At 61.4% G+C, this 17,087-nt stretch carries 16 protein-coding genes; 10 read left to right on the top strand and 6 right to left on the bottom strand.

The features are described 5' to 3' along the window. Positions 1–36 precede the first annotated feature (36 nt). The 6 genes from aceE (at position 37) to DOM58_RS06785 (ending at position 8,416) form a co-directional block, all read left to right on the top strand. On the top strand, positions 37–2,727 hold the full coding sequence (gene aceE, locus DOM58_RS06810; RefSeq protein WP_075563288.1) for a pyruvate dehydrogenase (acetyl-transferring), homodimeric type: 2,691 nt from the start codon (positions 37–39) through the stop codon (positions 2,725–2,727). Between the two features lie 112 nt (positions 2,728–2,839). Further along, positions 2,840–4,999 (top strand): dihydrolipoyllysine-residue acetyltransferase, encoded by a 2,160-nt coding sequence (gene aceF / locus DOM58_RS06805; RefSeq protein ID WP_110692263.1) that lies wholly within the window; start codon positions 2,840–2,842, stop codon positions 4,997–4,999. A 242-nt stretch (positions 5,000–5,241) separates the two neighbouring features. Then, entirely contained in the window at positions 5,242–5,898 is a 657-nt protein-coding gene (gene adk, locus DOM58_RS06800; protein ID WP_110692262.1) for an adenylate kinase, read from the top strand. A gap of 194 nt (positions 5,899–6,092) precedes the next feature. Then, positions 6,093–6,782, top strand: a complete 690-nt coding sequence (gene tsaB, locus DOM58_RS06795) for a tRNA (adenosine(37)-N6)-threonylcarbamoyltransferase complex dimerization subunit type 1 TsaB (protein ID WP_075563285.1) — start codon at positions 6,093–6,095, stop codon at positions 6,780–6,782. A gap of 51 nt (positions 6,783–6,833) precedes the next feature. Then, positions 6,834–7,631, top strand: coding sequence for an undecaprenyl-diphosphate phosphatase (locus tag DOM58_RS06790; protein WP_110692261.1), 798 nt, complete (start codon positions 6,834–6,836; stop codon positions 7,629–7,631). After that, positions 7,619–8,416, top strand: coding sequence for a class I SAM-dependent methyltransferase (locus DOM58_RS06785; RefSeq protein ID WP_245392183.1), 798 nt, complete (start codon positions 7,619–7,621; stop codon positions 8,414–8,416). The genes DOM58_RS06790 and DOM58_RS06785 overlap by 13 nt, the downstream gene beginning before the upstream one ends. A gap of 57 nt (positions 8,417–8,473) precedes the next feature. Here DOM58_RS06785 and DOM58_RS06780 read toward each other — a convergent pair whose 3' ends face one another. Both DOM58_RS06780 and DOM58_RS06775 read right to left on the bottom strand, forming a co-directional pair. Continuing rightward, positions 8,474–8,899 (bottom strand): copper resistance protein NlpE, encoded by a 426-nt coding sequence (locus tag DOM58_RS06780; protein WP_110692260.1) that lies wholly within the window; start codon positions 8,897–8,899, stop codon positions 8,474–8,476. A gap of 231 nt (positions 8,900–9,130) precedes the next feature. Then, a complete protein-coding gene (locus DOM58_RS06775) occupies positions 9,131–10,018 on the bottom strand; it encodes a DMT family transporter (RefSeq protein ID WP_110692259.1) in 888 nt (295 codons plus the stop codon). A 180-nt stretch (positions 10,019–10,198) separates the two neighbouring features. Between DOM58_RS06775 and DOM58_RS06770 the strand changes: the two genes are divergently transcribed. The 4 genes from DOM58_RS06770 (at position 10,199) to nspC (ending at position 13,632) form a co-directional block, all read left to right on the top strand. Further along, a complete protein-coding gene (locus tag DOM58_RS06770; protein ID WP_075563281.1) occupies positions 10,199–10,450 on the top strand; it encodes a CsbD family protein in 252 nt (83 codons plus the stop codon). A 160-nt stretch (positions 10,451–10,610) separates the two neighbouring features. After that, positions 10,611–10,934, top strand: coding sequence for a YnfA family protein (locus DOM58_RS06765; RefSeq protein WP_223162143.1), 324 nt, complete (start codon positions 10,611–10,613; stop codon positions 10,932–10,934). 318 nt (positions 10,935–11,252) lie between these two features. Next, entirely contained in the window at positions 11,253–12,452 is a 1,200-nt protein-coding gene (locus DOM58_RS06760; RefSeq protein ID WP_075563280.1) for a saccharopine dehydrogenase family protein, read from the top strand. A gap of 7 nt (positions 12,453–12,459) precedes the next feature. Continuing rightward, on the top strand, positions 12,460–13,632 hold the full coding sequence (gene nspC / locus DOM58_RS06755; protein WP_075563279.1) for a carboxynorspermidine decarboxylase: 1,173 nt from the start codon (positions 12,460–12,462) through the stop codon (positions 13,630–13,632). 52 nt (positions 13,633–13,684) lie between these two features. Here the strand turns inward: nspC and DOM58_RS06750 are convergent, their stop codons facing one another. From DOM58_RS06750 to DOM58_RS06735, 4 genes are all read right to left on the bottom strand, one after another. Next, positions 13,685–14,626, bottom strand: coding sequence for a LysR family transcriptional regulator (locus DOM58_RS06750; RefSeq protein WP_075563278.1), 942 nt, complete (start codon positions 14,624–14,626; stop codon positions 13,685–13,687). Between the two features lie 119 nt (positions 14,627–14,745). Further along, the gene (locus DOM58_RS06745) at positions 14,746–15,015 is read right to left on the bottom strand and encodes a DksA/TraR family C4-type zinc finger protein (protein ID WP_110692257.1); all 270 of its coding nucleotides are present in this window, start codon (positions 15,013–15,015) and stop codon (positions 14,746–14,748) included. Between the two features lie 104 nt (positions 15,016–15,119). Then, positions 15,120–15,623: a universal stress protein gene (locus DOM58_RS06740; protein ID WP_110692256.1), complete on the bottom strand. Its 504-nt coding sequence runs from the start codon at positions 15,621–15,623 to the stop codon at positions 15,120–15,122. A 188-nt stretch (positions 15,624–15,811) separates the two neighbouring features. Next, complete coding sequence (locus DOM58_RS06735; protein WP_110692255.1) at positions 15,812–16,918, bottom strand: L,D-transpeptidase; 1,107 nt, start codon at positions 16,916–16,918, stop codon at positions 15,812–15,814. Positions 16,919–17,087: the final 169 nt, after the last annotated feature.

The raw sequence follows: 17,087 nt of genomic DNA, 5'->3' as shown, positions 1-17,087 counted from the left end.
CGAATGGCAAACCTTTTCCCATTCGGAGAGTTGTCTATGAGTCTGGAGACACGAGAAGACCTCGATCCGGTCGAAACCACGGAATGGTTGGATTCCCTGGCCTCGGTCGTCGAGCATGAGGGCGAAGAGCGCGCTCGGTACATCCTGACCCGGTTGGCGGACCGCCTGCGTCGTGACGGATCTTCACCGCCGTTTACCGGCACCACACCGCATCGCAACACCATTCCCGTGCACCGTGAAGCCAAGATGCCCGGCGACATGTTCATCGAGCGCAAGATCCGCTCGGCGATTCGCTGGAACGCCATGGTGCAGGTGCTCCGTGCCAACAAGAAGCACAAGGGCCTGGGCGGTCACATCGCCAGCTATCAGTCCAGCGCGACGCTTTATGAAGTCGGTTTCAACCACTTCTTCCGCGCCGACAACGGCGACCACAAGGGCGATCTGCTCTACATCCAGGGCCACGTCACGCCGGGCATCTACGCGCGCTCGTTCCTGGAAGGCCGGCTGACGCAGGAGCAGATGGATAACTTCCGTCAGGAAGTCGACGGTGAAGCTCTGCCGTCCTATCCACACCCCTATCTGATGCCGGACTACTGGCAGTTCCCGACCGTTTCCATGGGTCTGGGCCCGATCCAGTCGATCTATCAGGCCCACGTGATGAAGTACCTGCACTCGCGTGAGCTGGAAGACATGAAGGACCGCAAGGTCTGGGCGTTCCTGGGCGACGGCGAATGCGACGAGCCGGAATCGCTGGGCGCGCTGCACCTGGCCAGCCGCGAGAAGCTCGACAACTTGATCTTCGTCATCAACTGCAACCTGCAGCGTCTCGACGGTCCGGTACGCGGCAACTCGCGGGTCATCGACGAGCTCGAAGGCGTCTTCCGCGGTGCCGGCTGGAACGTGATCAAGGTGGTCTGGGGCGGCCTGTGGGATCCGCTGTTCGAACAGGACACCAAGGGCATGCTGCAGAAGCGCATGGACGAGGCGGTCGACGGCGAATACCAGAACTACAAGGCCCAGGGCGGCAAGTACACCCGCGACAACTTCTTCGGCAAGTACGAAGAGACCGCGGAGATGGTCAAGGACTACTCCGACGAGCAGGTCTTCCGGCTCAATCGCGGTGGCCACGATCCCCAGAAGGTCTACGCGGCGTACCACGAGGCGGTTCACAAGTCGAACGGTCGTCCCACCGTCATCCTGGCGCACACCGTCAAGGGTTACGGCATGGGCGGCGGTCACGGCGAAGCCGACATGGAAGCCCACCAGATCAAGTCGATGGACGTCGATGCGCTGAAGGCCTTCCGCGATCGCTTCGGCATTCCGGTTTCGGACAAGCAGATCGAAAGCGGCGACATCCCTTACTACAAGCCCGAAGACGACAGCCCGGAGATGAAGTACCTGCATCTTCAGCGCGAGAAGCTCGGCGGTTTTCTGCCGGCTCGCAAGGCGGACTTCGAGGCGATGGAGATCCCGGGACTCGACGACAAGATGTTCGCGGCGCAGCTGAAAGGGTCGGGCGATCGCGAGGTCTCGACCACCATGGCCTTCGTGCGCGTACTGAATGGCCTGGTCAAGCACAAACAGCTGGGCTCCCGCGTGGTACCGATCATCCCCGACGAAGCACGGACGTTCGGGATGGAAGGGATGTTCCGGCAGCTCGGAATCTACGCGGCCGAAGGTCAGAAGTACGAGCCCATGGATATGGGCCAGATCATGTACTACCGCGAGGACAAGAAGGGTCAGATCCTCGAGGAGGGCATTACCGAAGCGGGTTCGATGTCGGCCTGGATCGCCGCGGCGACCTCCTACGCCAACCATCATCTGCCGCTGCTGCCGTTCTACGTCTATTACTCGATGTTCGGCTATCAGCGTATCGGCGATCTGGTCTGGGCCGCCGGCGATCTGCAGGCGCGTGGCTTCATGGTCGGCGGTACCGCCGGTCGGACCACCATCAATGGCGAGGGTCTACAGCATCAGGATGGCCACAGTCATATCCTGATGTCGACGGTGCCGACCTGCCGTGCCTACGACCCGTGCTACGGCCACGAGCTGGCGGTCATCGTGCAGGATGGTCTGAAGCGGATGTTCCAGGACAAGGAAAACTGCTTCTACTATCTGACCGTGATGAACGAAAACTACGCGCATCCGGAAATGGCGGAAGGTAGCGAAGAAGGCATCGTTCGCGGCATGTACCTGCTCAAGCCGGGCGAAGCTGGCGGCAAGAAGAAGCAGCCGCGCGTTCAGTTGATGGGTAGCGGCACGATCCTGCGCGAAGTCGAAGCGGCCGCCGTGATGCTGGCGGAAGAGCACGGCGTAAACGCCGACGTCTGGAGCGTGACCAGCTTCAACGAGCTGCGTCGTGAAGCGCTCGAGTACGATCGGCTGCAGTTCCTCGACTACGATGAGAAGCGGGAAAAGCCGTGGGTCGTGCAGCAGCTCGACGGGACCGAAGGCCCGGTCATCGCCTCGACCGACTACATGAAGCTCTACGCCGATCAGATCCGCGCCTGGGTACCGAGCGACTTCCACGTTCTCGGCACCGATGGCTACGGTCGCTCGGATACGCGCGAGCAGCTGCGCCGCTTCTTCGAGGTCGACCGCTACTACGTGACGATTCAGGCACTGCGTGCGCTGGCCAATCGCGGCGAGATCGACGCCAAGGTCGTCAACGATGCCATGAAGAAATACGGCATCGATCCCGCCAAGCCCAGCCCTCTGCTGTCCTGAGTGGGCGGATCACGTCAGGGTGTCGCCGCCGACGAAATGGCGGCGACCAGATTGCCTGAATTAGCCGGCTTGCCCGCTAGGCAGGCTGGTGGATGATTAAAGGAGCGCGACCTTGAGTAGCGAAATCATCAAAGTTCCCGACATCGGCGGCAGCGACGATGTCGAAATCATCGAGATCGCGGTGAGCGTCGGCGATGTCATTGCCGCCGAAGACACCATTATCACGCTGGAATCCGACAAGGCCAGCATGGATGTTCCTGCGCCCAAGGGCGGCAAGGTCGTCAAGATTCTGGTCAAGGAAGGCGACACCGTCTCCGAGGGCGACGATATTCTCGAGCTGGAAGCCGAGGATAGCGGCGACGACCAAGATGGCGATGATGCCGACGGCGAGCCGTCGCAGGACGAGAGCGAGTCATCGGACAAGCCCCAGGCGGACGATGGCGACGAGTCAGACGACAACGGCGGCGATGACGCCGAGCCCCAGAAGGCTGCATCGAAGAAGAAGTCCTCCGGTGGTGGCAAGCGTACCGTCGAAGTGAAAGTGCCGGATATCGGCGGTGGCGACGGCGTCGAGATCATCGAAGTCGCTGTCAGCGAAGGCGACGAGATCAGCGAAGAAGACACGTTGATCACGCTGGAGTCGGACAAGGCCTCGATGGATGTGCCGAGCCCGTACAGCGGCAAGATCGTCTCGCTCTCGATCAAGGAGGGCGACAGCGTCTCCGAAGGTGACCTGATCGGCACCATGGAGATCGCTGGCGAAGGCGATGATGAAGGCGAAGAGGACGCTGATGAAGCGCCCGCGGAATCCTCCGATAGTGCCGAGAATGAAGACGCCGATGGCGACGAGGATGAAGGCGGCGAAGGCGAAGACGACGGCGAAGCCAGCCGTCAGGAAATTCGTGTTCCCGATATCGGCGGCGGCGAAGGTGTTGAAGTAATCGAAGTTGCCATCAGCGAAGGCGACGAGATCAACGAAGAAGACACCCTGATCACGCTGGAGTCCGACAAGGCCTCCATGGACGTACCGAGCCCTTACCAGGGCAAGGTCGTCGAAGTCTCGGTCAAGGAAGGCGACAGCGTCTCGGAAGGCGATCTGATCGGCTACGTCGAGGTTGCGGGTGCCAAGAAGCCGGCGAAGAAGAAATCGTCCCCGAAGAAAAGCGACGATTCGAAGCCGGCACCGGCCAAGTCCGACGCCGAAAAGACGTCCGACGCCGAAAAGACCTCTGACACCGGAAAGACGTCCAAGGCCGACAAGCGATCCGACGCTCAGGCGCAGAAGGACGTCAGCGGTGAGCCGAGCCCGGAAGCGCGCCACAAGCATGGTGACGACAAGACCGAAGGTGCCCACGTGCACGCCGGCCCGGCCGTACGCAAGCTGGCCCGCGAACTGGGCGTCGAGCTCGGTGAAGTCAAAGGTTCCGGCCCTAAGGGTCGTGTCCTTAAGGATGACGTCGACGGCTTCGTCAAGCAGGTGATGAAGGATCGCAAGAGTGGCGGCGGCGCGGCGAAGGCCGGGGCCACTGGTGGTGCGGGTATCCCTCAGGTGCCGGCGATCGATTTCAGCCAGTTCGGCGAGATCGAAGAGAAACCGATGAGCCGTCTGATGAAGGCGGGCGCCAACAACCTGCATCGCAGCTGGCTCAACGTACCGCACGTCACTCAGTTCGACGAAGCGGACATTACCGAGCTCGAAGCGTTCCGCAAGTCGATGAAGGCCGAGGCGGAATCCCAGGGTGCCAAGCTGACGCCGCTGCCGTTCATGATCAAGGCGTGTGCCTATGCACTGCGCAAGTTCCCGCAGTTCAACGCAAGCCTGCATCCGGACGGCGACAAGCTGATCATCAAGCACTACGTGCACATCGGCGTGGCGGTCGATACGCCGGATGGCCTGATGGTGCCGGTGATCCGCGATGCCGACAAGAAATCCTTGATCGATCTGGCCAAGGAGTCGGTCGAGCTGGCCAAGAAGGCGCAGAACAAGAAGCTGTCCCGCGACGAGATGAGCGGTGCCAGCTTCACCATCTCGAGCCTCGGTTCCATCGGGGGTACGGCCTTCACGCCGATCGTCAATACTCCGGAAGTGGCCATTCTGGGTATTTCCAAGTCGTCGATGAAGCCGGTCTGGAACGGTAGCGAGTTCGCACCGCGGTTGATGTTGCCGCTGTCGCTCTCCTATGACCACCGGGCAGTCAACGGTGCCGATGCGGCGCGCTTCACCGCCTTCCTGGCGCAGGTGCTGACCGATATCCGTCGTATGCTGGTCTGATCCGACGGGCGATGCGATCGACGCCAACGGCCTCTACGGAGGCCGTTGGCGTTTTCGTCTCTACCACGCCAGCGTGGTAGAAACGAAAGGCCGGATCCCGCGGCGGCGTTAGCCCAAGCGAGTCTTGTGCGCTACCGGATCGGCAGGTATCGTCTTGAGCCATTGACGGTGTCTTCTGCATCCTGTTTTCCATGTCACCGACCATTCCAAGAACCGACATCATTCTTCAAGGAGCCGTATCGATGCGTTTGATCCTCTTGGGCGCCCCCGGCGCTGGCAAGGGTACCCAAGCCCAGTTCATCTGCGAGCATTTTCATATCCCGCAGATTTCCACCGGCGACATGCTGCGTGCCGCGGTAAAGGACGGTAGCGAGCTGGGAGTCAAGGTCAAGGAGACCATGAACAGTGGCGCTCTGGTATCGGACGATCTGATCATTGCGCTGGTCAAGGAGCGCATTGCGCAGCCCGACTGCGCCAACGGCTTCCTGTTCGACGGTTTTCCGCGCACGCTGCCGCAGGCGGATGCAATGAAGGAAGCCGGCATCAAGCTCGATCATGTGGTGGAAATAGCCGTCGACGACGAAGAGATCGTCAATCGACTTTCCGGACGTCGCGTGCATCCGGATTCCGGGCGCATCTATCACGTCGATTACAAGCCGCCCCAGGAAGAGGGCAAGGACGACGTCACCGGTGAGCCGCTGATTCATCGTGACGATGATAGCGAGAAGACCGTACGCCATCGTCTTTCTGTCTACCATGATCAGACCGAGCCGTTGGTCGGCTACTATCAGCAGTGGGCGGCGGAGGATGCCGACGCAGCGCCGGCGTACCACCGTATTGCCGGTATCGGCAGCGTCGACGAGATTCGCGAACAGGTTCTCGCCGCACTCGAGGCCTGAGCATCCGGTTCCTTGCCAGTCCGACTCCTCGCTAGCCTAAAACGCCGCTAGCCAGAAACGCTGCTAGCCAGAAACGCCGATAGCCCGAAAAGTCGTCTCGAAATAGGCTCCGCCTCTTGGCGGAGCGTTCGTTTTGGCGTCACGATGGCGCTATACTCGCCCCCTTCTTTTTGCCGCCATTCCCCGGGACACCGATGCCGACGTTGCTGGCGCTGGACGCCTCCTCTACCGCCTGTTCCTGTGCGCTGATTCAGGATCAATCCATCGTTCAGCGCTTCGAGATCGCCCCGCGCGAACATACCCGCCTGCTGCTGCCGATGATCGACGAGGTTCTGGCCGAGGCCGGTGTATCACTGGAGCAGCTCGATGCGATTGCCTACGGGCAAGGTCCCGGATCGTTTACCGGCTTGCGAATCGCGGCCGGGGTCGCCCAGGGGCTGGCCTATGGCGCCGATCTGCCGTTGATGGGAATCTCGACGCTGGACGCTCTGGCGCTGGCTGCCCATCGCCAATGGCACGCGCGATATGTGATCGCGGCGCTCGACGCGCGCATGGACGAGATCTATGTCGCCGCCTATCGCTGCCATGAGGGGACGCTGACTGCCCTCCTGGAGGAGCGGGTCATGCCGCCTTCGAAACTCTCGCTGCCGCAAGGCGATGACGAACTCGAGTGGCTGGGGATCGGCAGCGGCTGGCAACTTTTATCTGCCATGCCTGTCGATGTACAGGCTGCATTGGTGCAGACCCTCCCCGATGAACTCCCGGCGGCTGAGGATATTGCACGTCTGGCCGCTGCTTCGTGGCAGCGTGGCGCCCGCGGTGGCTCCCCCCATGAAGTTATACCCGTCTATCTGCGTGACGAGGTGGCGTGGCGTAAGACGTGAAAGGTCGAGGCTAACGGTGGCGACCTCTTTACATAAGGATATTGAACGATAATGGATGTTTTTCAGCTGGCCGCGCTCGCCATCATCCAGGGCTTGACGGAATTTCTGCCCATCTCTTCTTCCGCGCATCTGATTCTACCTTCGCAGCTGTTTGGCTGGTCCGACCAGGGGCTGGCCTTCGATGTCGCCGTCCATATCGGCTCGCTGGGGGCCGTGCTGTTCGCGTTCCGCCACGAAGTCTGGCGCATCCTTCACGCCTGGTTTACCCAGTTCGGCGAGCGCGGGCCGACCCCGGAAAGTCGTCTGGGGTGGGCGATCATCATCGCCACCATCCCGGCGGTGATCGTCGGTCTGTTGATCGAAGGCTGGGTCGAGAGTGCAGGGCGCTCGGTGCTCGTCATTGCCACGACGACGATCCTGTTCGGGGTGCTGCTGGGCGTGGCCGACAAGCGCGGTAGCCGGGTCAAGCCGCTCGAAACCCTGAGCCTGAAGAGCGCGCTGCTGATCGGCCTGGCCCAAGCCATTGCCCTGATTCCGGGCACTTCGCGCTCGGGCATTACCATGACGGCAGCTTTGATGCTCGGCTTTACCCGGCAGGCCTCGGCGCGTTTCTCTTTCCTGCTGTCGATTCCGCTGATTCTGGCGGCAGGGTCGTTGAAAGGATTCGAGCTGGTTCAGTCGGGTACCGCAGCCCAGTGGCACGAGATTCTGCTGGGTGTGGCGCTGTCGTTCGTGGCGGCCTGGATCTGCATCAAGCTGTTTCTGGCAGCACTGGACAAGATCGGCATGATGCCGTTCGTGATCTATCGTCTGCTGCTGGGCGTGGCGCTGTTCGTATGGGCGACGTGAATTCCCACTCTCCGATGGCAGCCGGCGAGCCGCTGACCGTGGTCGGCGACTCCCTGATCGATCTCGCCGCGCGCTATGGATTGCCCTGGGCTTCGTCGGCGCCCGCTGGCGGGCTCGTCTTGCAATGTGGCGAGAACGGACTGGAAATCGGCGGTGACGTCAGACTCTACGGTCATCCGATACGCGCGGATTTCGTGACGGGAGCCGCGGCGCATCGCCGGCGTTACGGCGGCGGGCGCGGGCAGCTCGTCGCCAGAGCCTGCGGCTTCGCTAAGGGTGTGGTGCCGCAGATCGTCGATGCCACCGCAGGCCTGGGTCGGGACGCTTTCGTGCTGGCCTCTCTGGGGGCCGAGGTGTTGATGGTCGAACGCGTGGCGGCGGTCCACGCGTTGCTGCAGGCGGCTCTGCGGCAGGCGTCGAGCGACGACGAGGTGGCACAGATCGTCGAACGGCTTTCACTGAGACACGCCGACAGCGCAACGGCACTGGCGCAAGCAGTCGGCGACTGGCCGCACCAGCCTCAGGTCGTGCATCTCGATCCGATGTTTCCGCATCGGGAAAAGTCCGCCATGGTCAAGAAGGAGATGCGGCTCTTCCGCGAGCTCGCGGGCGATGATATCGATGCCCCGAGCCTGCTGTCGGCGGCGCTGGATGTCGCCACGCACCGCGTCGTGGTCAAGCGCCCACGCAAGGCGCCGCCTATCGAGGGCCCCGCGCCCAAGCACGTTCTGGAAGGCAAGACCAGCCGATACGATCTGTATGTGCATCGTTCACTGAAGACTTGAGCCTTTAAACGAGCGAACCGGGCATGAGCCCGGTTCGTCGGCTGGTCCTGGCTGAACTTACTGACGTTTCAACGTCATGTCGGCGCCGGACTGGATCGTCTGCATGTGAGTATCGAGGACTTCGAGATCGCCGTTGTCGAGGGGGCGTAGATAGTAGATCGTATTGCCGCCGGCGCCTTTGAGCTCGTAGATCGTCGGAATCTGCTGCGGTCCGGCATCCTTGAGCACCAGGAAATTGCCCTTGGTGGTCATCGGCTCATCGCTCCGTCCCTGGTAGAGGCTGTTGAGCGAATAGGCGCCACCAGTGTCATCCATGTTCATCATTTCCAGATCGACCTGGATGCCCGAGCAGTCCGCGCAGGGCAGGACGCCTTCGTATTCACCGGCCGCCTTCTCGTATGGAGACGGCGGCGCCCCGGCACAACCTGCGAGTGTCAGAGTCAAACCCAGCAGCCCTGCACCCATCAAACCTGAAGTACGCATTGCTTATTCCTTTTTTAGCAGAATGCGTTTCTCAGTATAGTTCGAAAATCCAGAGGCGGGAGATTCGCTGATGCGCTCTCTCGCTGCAGGTCGGTGGATGATGTTCTGCCGGCGACGTCCGCTCGCCAAGGATCTGTTGCCGCTGTTCCATCACCAACGAGCTATCACCCACGAGCTATCGCCAACCAGCTATTGCCAACCAGCTATTGCCAAAGAGCTGTCGCTAAAGAGCTATCGCTGGCGCCTGAACAGAATCAGCCACAGGGCTCCCGCGATCAGCAGTCCGCCGACAGCGTGCGCCCAGGTGACCCGCTCGCCGAGGAACAGCGCGCCCCACAGCACGCCGAACAGGGGGACCAGCATGGTGACCGTCAGTGGTTTGATCGGACCGAGATCCTCGACCAAGCGGAAGTAGAAGAGGTAGGCCACCGAGGTGCAGGCAAGGCCCAGTGCCAGCATTGCCCACCAGACACCGAGGTCGTTCCATACCAGCGCGTTTGGCGCGAGTGCGACCTGCCCCAGCATGAAGGGCGCGAGTAACAAGGTCGCCCCCACCTGTGAGCCCATTGCGATCAGCCGCGAATCGAGCCCGCCGCGCTCGGCTATCCAGCGTCTGACGGCGAAGCCGCTCAATCCATAGCAGCCAGCGGCGACCAGGCAGGCGCCGGCACCGATCAGCAGACCCCGGCTTAACGCGACAGGGCCGGTCCCCACCAGCACGCTGACGCCCAGTACGCCCAGCGCCACGCCGATCAGACGATCCCGCGTAAGCCGTTCCTGAAAGAAAGTGGCGCCGATCACCACGCCCATCAGTGGCGTCGAGGCGTTGAGCATGGCGGAGTAGCCGGCAGGCAGATACTGGGCCGCGATACAGAACATCGCGAACGGAATGCCGGAGTTGACCATGCCGATCGCCAGTGACGTCTTGAACTTGCCATCGAACTGCCAACGCACGCCCAGTACGGCGAGGATCGCCACCAGCCCCAGCGCGCCGAACAGCACGCGGAAAAACGCGGTGGGAAACGCCCCCAGTGCCGGAGTGGCAATTCGCATGAACAGGAAGCTGGCTCCCCAAAGCGCGGATAGCAGAAGCAGACGGAGCAGCGACGGTAGCGGCATGGCATTTATCCTTGGTCATGATCGCCACGCAGCGTAAACCGGTTCGGCGCTGATGTCCGGCAGTTTTCGGCGTTCGAGCTCGACCGAAATACGCGAATTTTGTCGAGAACGCGCAAGCCAACTATGCTCAAGGGCCAGTGGAGTGATTCTGCTGTAAAGTCAGTCATCAAGGAGATCGACATGTACGAAGATCAAGTGAAAGGACGCACCGAGGAACTCAAGGGTCGCACTCAGGAAGCCGTTGGCGCTTTCACCGAAGATGACGATCTGCGCAGCGAAGGCAAAGCGCGTCAGACAGTAGGCAAGGTGCAGGCCAATTACGGCGAGAAGCTCGACGAAGTCCGTGAGGCAACGGTCAAGAATCCGATCAGCGCGCTGGCGATTGCAGGCGGTGTTGGCGTGTTTCTGGGTATTATTCTCGGCCGTCGTTGAAGTTCGTTCGAACTTCTCGGCCAAGAGCGTTTCTCGATCCCGGCTTCAGGCCGGGGTCGTCGTTTTGGCTCGTGGAGACGTCTTGGTCGGTAGCGTTGGAATGGCGCCTGTCAGGTGAGGCGATACCGCCGGATCCTACGGTTTTAGACAGGCCCACATCTTGTTGACCCCCCTTATCTACCTCGCCGCCGCGCTAGCAGAAATCGCCGGTTGCTTCGCATTCTGGGCGTGGTGGCGACTGGACAAGTCTGCACTGTGGCTGGGCCCGGGCGTCGTCAGCCTGATGCTGTTCGCCTGGCTTCTGACGCTGGTCGACAGCGATTACGCAGGGCGTGCCTACGCGGCCTACGGCGGCGTCTACATCGTCACGTCGGTGGTATGGCTATGGCTGGTCGAGCAGCGCCTGCCGGATCGGTGGGACGTGATTGGCGCGACGATCTGTCTGATCGGCGCCGGTGTCATTCTGTTCGGGCCTCGGGGTTGAAGGGCGGCGAGCGAGGGCAAGACACTGGAGGGCGATGTTTAGTCGGATGGTAACGAATCTATCCTAAAATCGGCCGGAATTTGACGCGAAAAAGTCTTGAGGCCAGTCTCAGACGAGGTCATTATCTGCGGCCTCTCGCCGGTTCCCGGGTCGGTGCGAGACCAAGACCGGGGTGGCATCGGGTCGGGACGCGCTGAATCTTCTGAGAAGTTAGTTGCACACTCATTCGACAAGCCCTTGACCACTGATTTGACTCGCCTTGGCCACTAGCGATAAGACCTTATCACTGTTGACTTTTCCCGATCTGGAAGCGAATTCATGAGCAAAGTCCTGATTGTTGGCGCCGGTGGCGTCGGTGGTGTCGTTACTCACAAGTGCGCCCAGCATCCCGAGGTATTCAGCGAGATCTGTCTCGCCAGCCGTAACGAAGCCAAATGCAAGGCGATCGCCGAGCAGTTGCCGCGTCCGATCCAGACCGCCCAGGTCGATGCCGACAGCGTCGAGGCGCTGGTCGCGCTGATCGAGTCGTTCAAACCGGATATCCTGATCCATGTGGCACTGCCATATCAGGATCTGACCATCATGGAAGCCTGCCTGCAGACCGGCGTGCCGTATCTCGACACCGCCAACTACGAGCACCCCGACGAAGCCAAGTTCGAGTACAAGGAACAGTGGGCGTTCCAGGATCGCTACGCAAAGGCCGGCGCGATGGCCACGCTGGGCTGTGGTTTCGATCCGGGCATGACCAATATCTACTGCGCCTATGGCCAGAAGAATCTGTTCGACGAGATTCACCGCATCGATATCCTCGATGCCAATGGCGGCGACCACGGCTATCCGTTTGCGACCAATTTCAATCCGGAAATCAACATTCGCGAGATCACTGCGAACGGTCGTTACTGGGAGAAGGGTGAGTGGGTCGAGACACCGCCCCTGGCCGAGAAGCGCAAGTTCGATTTCGACGGCATCGGCGAGAAAGATCTCTATCTGCTCTATCACGAAGAGCTGGAATCGCTGTCCCAAAACATCAAGGGGCTCGAGCGCATCCGTTTCTGGATGACCTTCTCCGAAAAGTACATCACCCACCTGAAGGTGCTCGAGAACGTGGGCATGACCCGCATCGATCCGATCCAGGTCAACGGCGTCGACATCTCGCCGCTGCAGTTCCTCAAGCAGGTCCTGCCGGATCCGGCTTCGCTCGGTCCGCGTACCAAGGGCAAGACCAACATCGGCGTCATCCTCGACGGCATCAAGGATGGCAAGCGTCGCAAGGTGTACATCTACAACATCTGCGATCACGAGAAGTGCTACGAGGAAGTCCAGTCCCAGGCGATCTCCTACACCACAGGCGTGCCGGCGGTGACCGGGGCGATGCTGATGCTGGAAGGCATCTGGAAGGGCGAGGGCGTCTACAACGTCGAGCAGCTCGATCCTAACCCGTTCATGGAGCGCATCGGCGAGATGGGCCTGCCGTGGCAGATGGTCGAGCTCGACCCCGATCAAGACCCGCTGGCCTGAGCAGGAGATGACGACTATCGCCTCTCCCATCGCCGACTATCCCTTCGACGTTCGGGCCTGTCCGTCGCCGGCCTACGTGGTCGACGACGCGCTGCTCAGGCGCAATCTGGAACTGCTGGGCAAGGTGCAGGCCGACAGCGGCGCGAGAATTCTGCTGGCGCTGAAAGGGTTCGCCATGTGGAATACCTTCCCGCTGGTCAGCCAGTATCTGGTTGGAACCACCGCCAGCGGTCAGGATGAAGCGCGTCTGGGTGCCGAGACCTTCGGTGGCGAGGTGCACGTCTACTCGCCGGCGTTCACCGCGCCTGAAATGGACGTGGTGCTGCGCTATGCGGACCACCTGAGCTTCAATTCCCCGCGGCAGTGGCGGCACTTTCGCGACACCGTGAAAGCGTCGCCGCGTGAAGTCTCCTGCGGGTTGCGCGTCAACCCCGAGCACTCCACCGGCGAGGTGGCGCTGTACGACCCTTGCGCGCCGGGTTCACGGCTCGGCACCCGGGCTGCGGATCTGGCGCCGGAGGATCTCGAGGGGCTGGAGGGACTGCACTTTCACGCGCTCTGCGAGCAGAACAGCGACGCGCTGGAAGCGACTCTGGATGCCTTCGAGCGGAAGTTCGGCCAGTATCTGGCCAGCCTGCGCTGGGTCAACTTCGGCGGCGGTCACCACATCACGCGGGCCGACTACGATGTCGAACGGCTGGTGCGAGTGATCCGTGACTTCCGGTCGCGCCACCCGCATCTCGAGGTCTATCTCGAACCCGGCGAGGCGATTGCGCTGAATACCGGTTATCTCGTCTGCAGCGTGCTGGATATCGTCGAAAACGATGGCCCGATCGCGATTCTGGACACGTCCGCCACGGCGCACATGCCCGATGTATTGGAGATGCCGTATCGTCCGGAGATTCTCGGCGGCGCCAGGCCCGGCGAGAAGGCGTACACCTATCGACTGGGCGGCACGACGTGTCTGGCCGGTGACGTGATCGGCGATTACGCCTTCGATCGTCCGCTCGAGATCGGTGACCGTCTGGTGTTCACCGACATGGCGCACTACACCATGGTCAAGACCACCACCTTCAATGGCATCCGTCTGCCGTCGATCTGTCGGATCGACGAGACGAGCCGCGAAGTGCGCACGGTTAAGACCTTCGGCTACGAGGACTACGCTCAGCGCTTGAGTTGAGCCCGAGTTGGCAATAACCGAAACGATTACGCCCCGCCATACGGGGCGTTTTTCATGGCGAAGCCGGTTCGTGGCGCTCCAGCGAGGGGCTCCGAGACGTCTGATGCTGGGTGATGATATCCAGCAGCTCCTGGCCAAAAGCGGGGAGGACATGATCTTCGCGGATCAGCACGCTGCGTTCCCGATATGCCCAGGCATCGCTCAAATGGCGCACGCTCAACCGCATGTGATTCTGATAGCGCAAGGCGCAGGACTCCGGCAGGATGCCGACGCCGACGCCGGCTTCGATCATCCGACACGCCGATTCGAAACCGAAAACCTGAATTCTGACCGGCAATGGCTTGCCGAACTCCAGCGCCTTGCGCTCCAGGTAGTGAAAGAGGGTGCTGCCTTCGTGAAGCGTCACGTGGGGATAATCCAGCGCATCTTCGTAGGTGATCTCTTCGCGTTCGGTCAGCGGATGATCGAGTGGCGTGGCCAGGACCAGCCTGTCCTGACTGAATGGCAGCGTTTTCAGTCGTGAAGGCACCTCGACGCCCACCATGATGCCGAGAATTCCCATATCGGCGGTGCCATCGAGAACGCCGCGAATGATATCGCTGGTCAGCCGCTCCTGAAGATCCACCGTGATGCCGGGCCGCGTGGCGAGGAAATCGGCCAGTACCTCGGGCATGAACTCGATGACGGCGGTGGTGTTGGCGAATATCCGTAAATGGCCGATGGCGTCACTGGCGTAACCGGAGAATTCATTCTTGACCCGCTCGACCTGGCGCAGGATGAGGCGTGCGTGCTGCAGCAGGCGCTCGCCGGCCGGCGTCAGCTCGACACCCTGACTGCTACGATAGAACAGCCGACTTTCCAGTTGCGCTTCGAGAGACTTGATTCGGCCGCTGACCGCAGCGGTAGAAAGATGCGCGCGCTGAGCCCCGGCTGTCAGGCTGCTCTCTTCGGCGACATGGACAAAGATGCGCAAGTCCGCGAGATCGAAATGCATGAGACCGGACTCCTTCAGCGCTCGGCAGGCTGTGACGACGCCATGATTCTAGCATTACCGGGCGCCGATGCCCGGCGCGGGATGACCGCCGATGGAGTTGGTTGGGGCGTATTTGGCCGCTAGCGCAATTGACTATCCTTGCTGCCGCGACGGTTGTAGTTGGCGCGATGGGTTTGATGACGGTCTGCTTCCGCCTGACACGCGATGCACAGGCGCACGCCGGGAACGGCCTGTCGCCGTGCCTCGGGAATCGGTGCCTCGCACTCTTCACAGACCGTCAGGCTAGGGCCCTGATTCCGAAGCCGTTGGCGTGCTTCCTCGATACCGTCTTGGACGGTGCTGTCGATCTGCTCCTGCACTGCGCCATCTTTTGCCCAACCGCTGGCCATGATCTTTCTCCTCGAGACTTTGCCTCTCGGCACTGTTTCAACATGGTGGCGATCCCGCGGCCTTGCAAGGCGTGGGCCAGCTGCAAGCTACGGAGGTGGCCGCGTTAATCCACGTCGATGAACTCGTGAGGCGCCTGGGTTGCATGCCGATGCGGGGTCTCGTGTACGCAGATAACACGACAGTTGGCGACATGGGTCACCTTGTGCGAAACGCTGCCGATCATCAGCCCTTTGAATTGCCCCATGCCACGACTGCCCATCACGATGGCATCGACGCCCAGCCGCTCGGCCTCGGAGACGATCATGCGTGCCGGCGAACCCTGCTTGACGAGCGTATCGAACTCCCCGTTATAACCGGGGAAGGAAGGTAGCGTATCAAGCGCGGCATCGAGAATGGCGTGACCCTCGTGATCGGCGGTATCCACCGAAGCCGCCTTGATCGCCGCTTCGACACTGAGCAATTCGCCTTTATGCAGTTGTGGGTAAGGGTCGCGAACGTTGAGCAGATACAGCTTGCCCTGAACCGGTGCTGCCAACTGACAGGCAACGTTGAGCGCGATATGGGAGTCCTCGGAACCATCGATCGGGACTAGCAGAGACTTGAACATAAACACCTCGCCACCGTGAAAGCATCGAACGGAAGCGCTCGGGTACCGCCTGGTTGCTGATTATCTGTCGCTGCGGCGAGCCGAGTCGCCTTGCGACTCTCAACATAGGTTACCCGCGAGGAATGTCCTAGCGGATAAATGTCGCACAGTGTGACGCACCCCAGGCTGAGCGGGGATGCATGCCGACGTTAGCGGTCCGTGCCGGGATGGAGCAGCGTCATGACATCATCGAGCCAGGTACGGGGGCCAACGCTATCGATCACCCGGATGGACTCACCACTATTTTCCGCGGTGAGATGGGCATCGGTTGCGACCAGCACGGTGCCGGGTTCCAGCAGGGGTAACACCTTCCGCTTGAAACCATCGGGTACGACCACCTGATTGACCAGGTTGGTCGAGACCAGTTGGCCGGCAGTGCTTTCGTAACCGGGGACGCCAATTGCGATCCAGGTCGGCATGGGAAGAGTACGCAGGGGCACTTCATCGCTCTCTCTAGCCGGCGGTGGATGGAAATGGCCTTCGACGATATAGGCGCGCGTACCCGTCACCCTGTCGGGGCTGCCGATCTCGACGCGTGAACGGCCAATTTCGACGCCATTGCGATAGACCACGATCAGGCGATCGCTACGGCTGAGAACCATCGAGACCGGGCCTTCGGAAGGAGGGTCCATGGCCCAGCGCCAGCTGCTGCCACTGGCCAACAGAGGAATCTCGACACCACTGCCAGTATGGGCATCGATGGGGCTCAATGGTCCCGGGTGAACCACGGAGATCGGCGCCTGGCCCGCCTTCGCCACGACCACCGTCATGCCCAGGTTGGATGCATCGAACAACAGACGAGCGAATTCGGTCGGCAAGTGGACGCAGCCGTGGGATTCCGGGTAACCGGGCAGCCCGCCGGCATGCAGCGCCACACCGTCCCAGGTCAGGCGTTGCTGATACGGCATCGGTGCATTGCCGTAGAGGTTGGAGTAGTGGTCCTTGTCCTTCTGGAGCACGGTAAAGACGCCGGTCGGCGTCTCGTAACCCTCGCGACCGGTACTGATGCTCGTCACGCCAATGAGGATCCCGTTGCGATAGACGTAGGCGCGCTGCTCGGTGAGGCTGACGACGACGGCCATCGGGCCGGCATGCCTGTCATCGCCACCCCAGATCCAGGCGCCGGGAGGAAGCTGGTCGATCGGCGTATCGACAGGGCTTGACTGTTTTTCGCCCCAGTAGGGCACGGCGAAGCTCGCTGGCGAAACCATCAGGGTGACGATCAATAGCAGCAGTGTAATTCCCGTACGTGACATGCTGACTCCCTCGAACGACGCGCCGAAGAACGACGCATTCTTGATTCACGTCGTGCGCACTACCGGGATCGGTGGCTGCTGTGGGTGGGGCGGCCGCCAATGATGGGATGACTGCCATGAACAGGGTACTCGCTATCGACGTCGTGCGCGCCCCCGCCTGCACTCGATA

The sequence above is a fragment of the Salinicola halophyticus genome (assembly GCF_003206695.1).
Classification (GTDB): domain Bacteria; phylum Pseudomonadota; class Gammaproteobacteria; order Pseudomonadales; family Halomonadaceae; genus Salinicola; species Salinicola halophyticus.
Note: the sequence above shows the minus strand (reverse complement) of the source record. Positions and strands in the feature narration are given on the sequence as shown.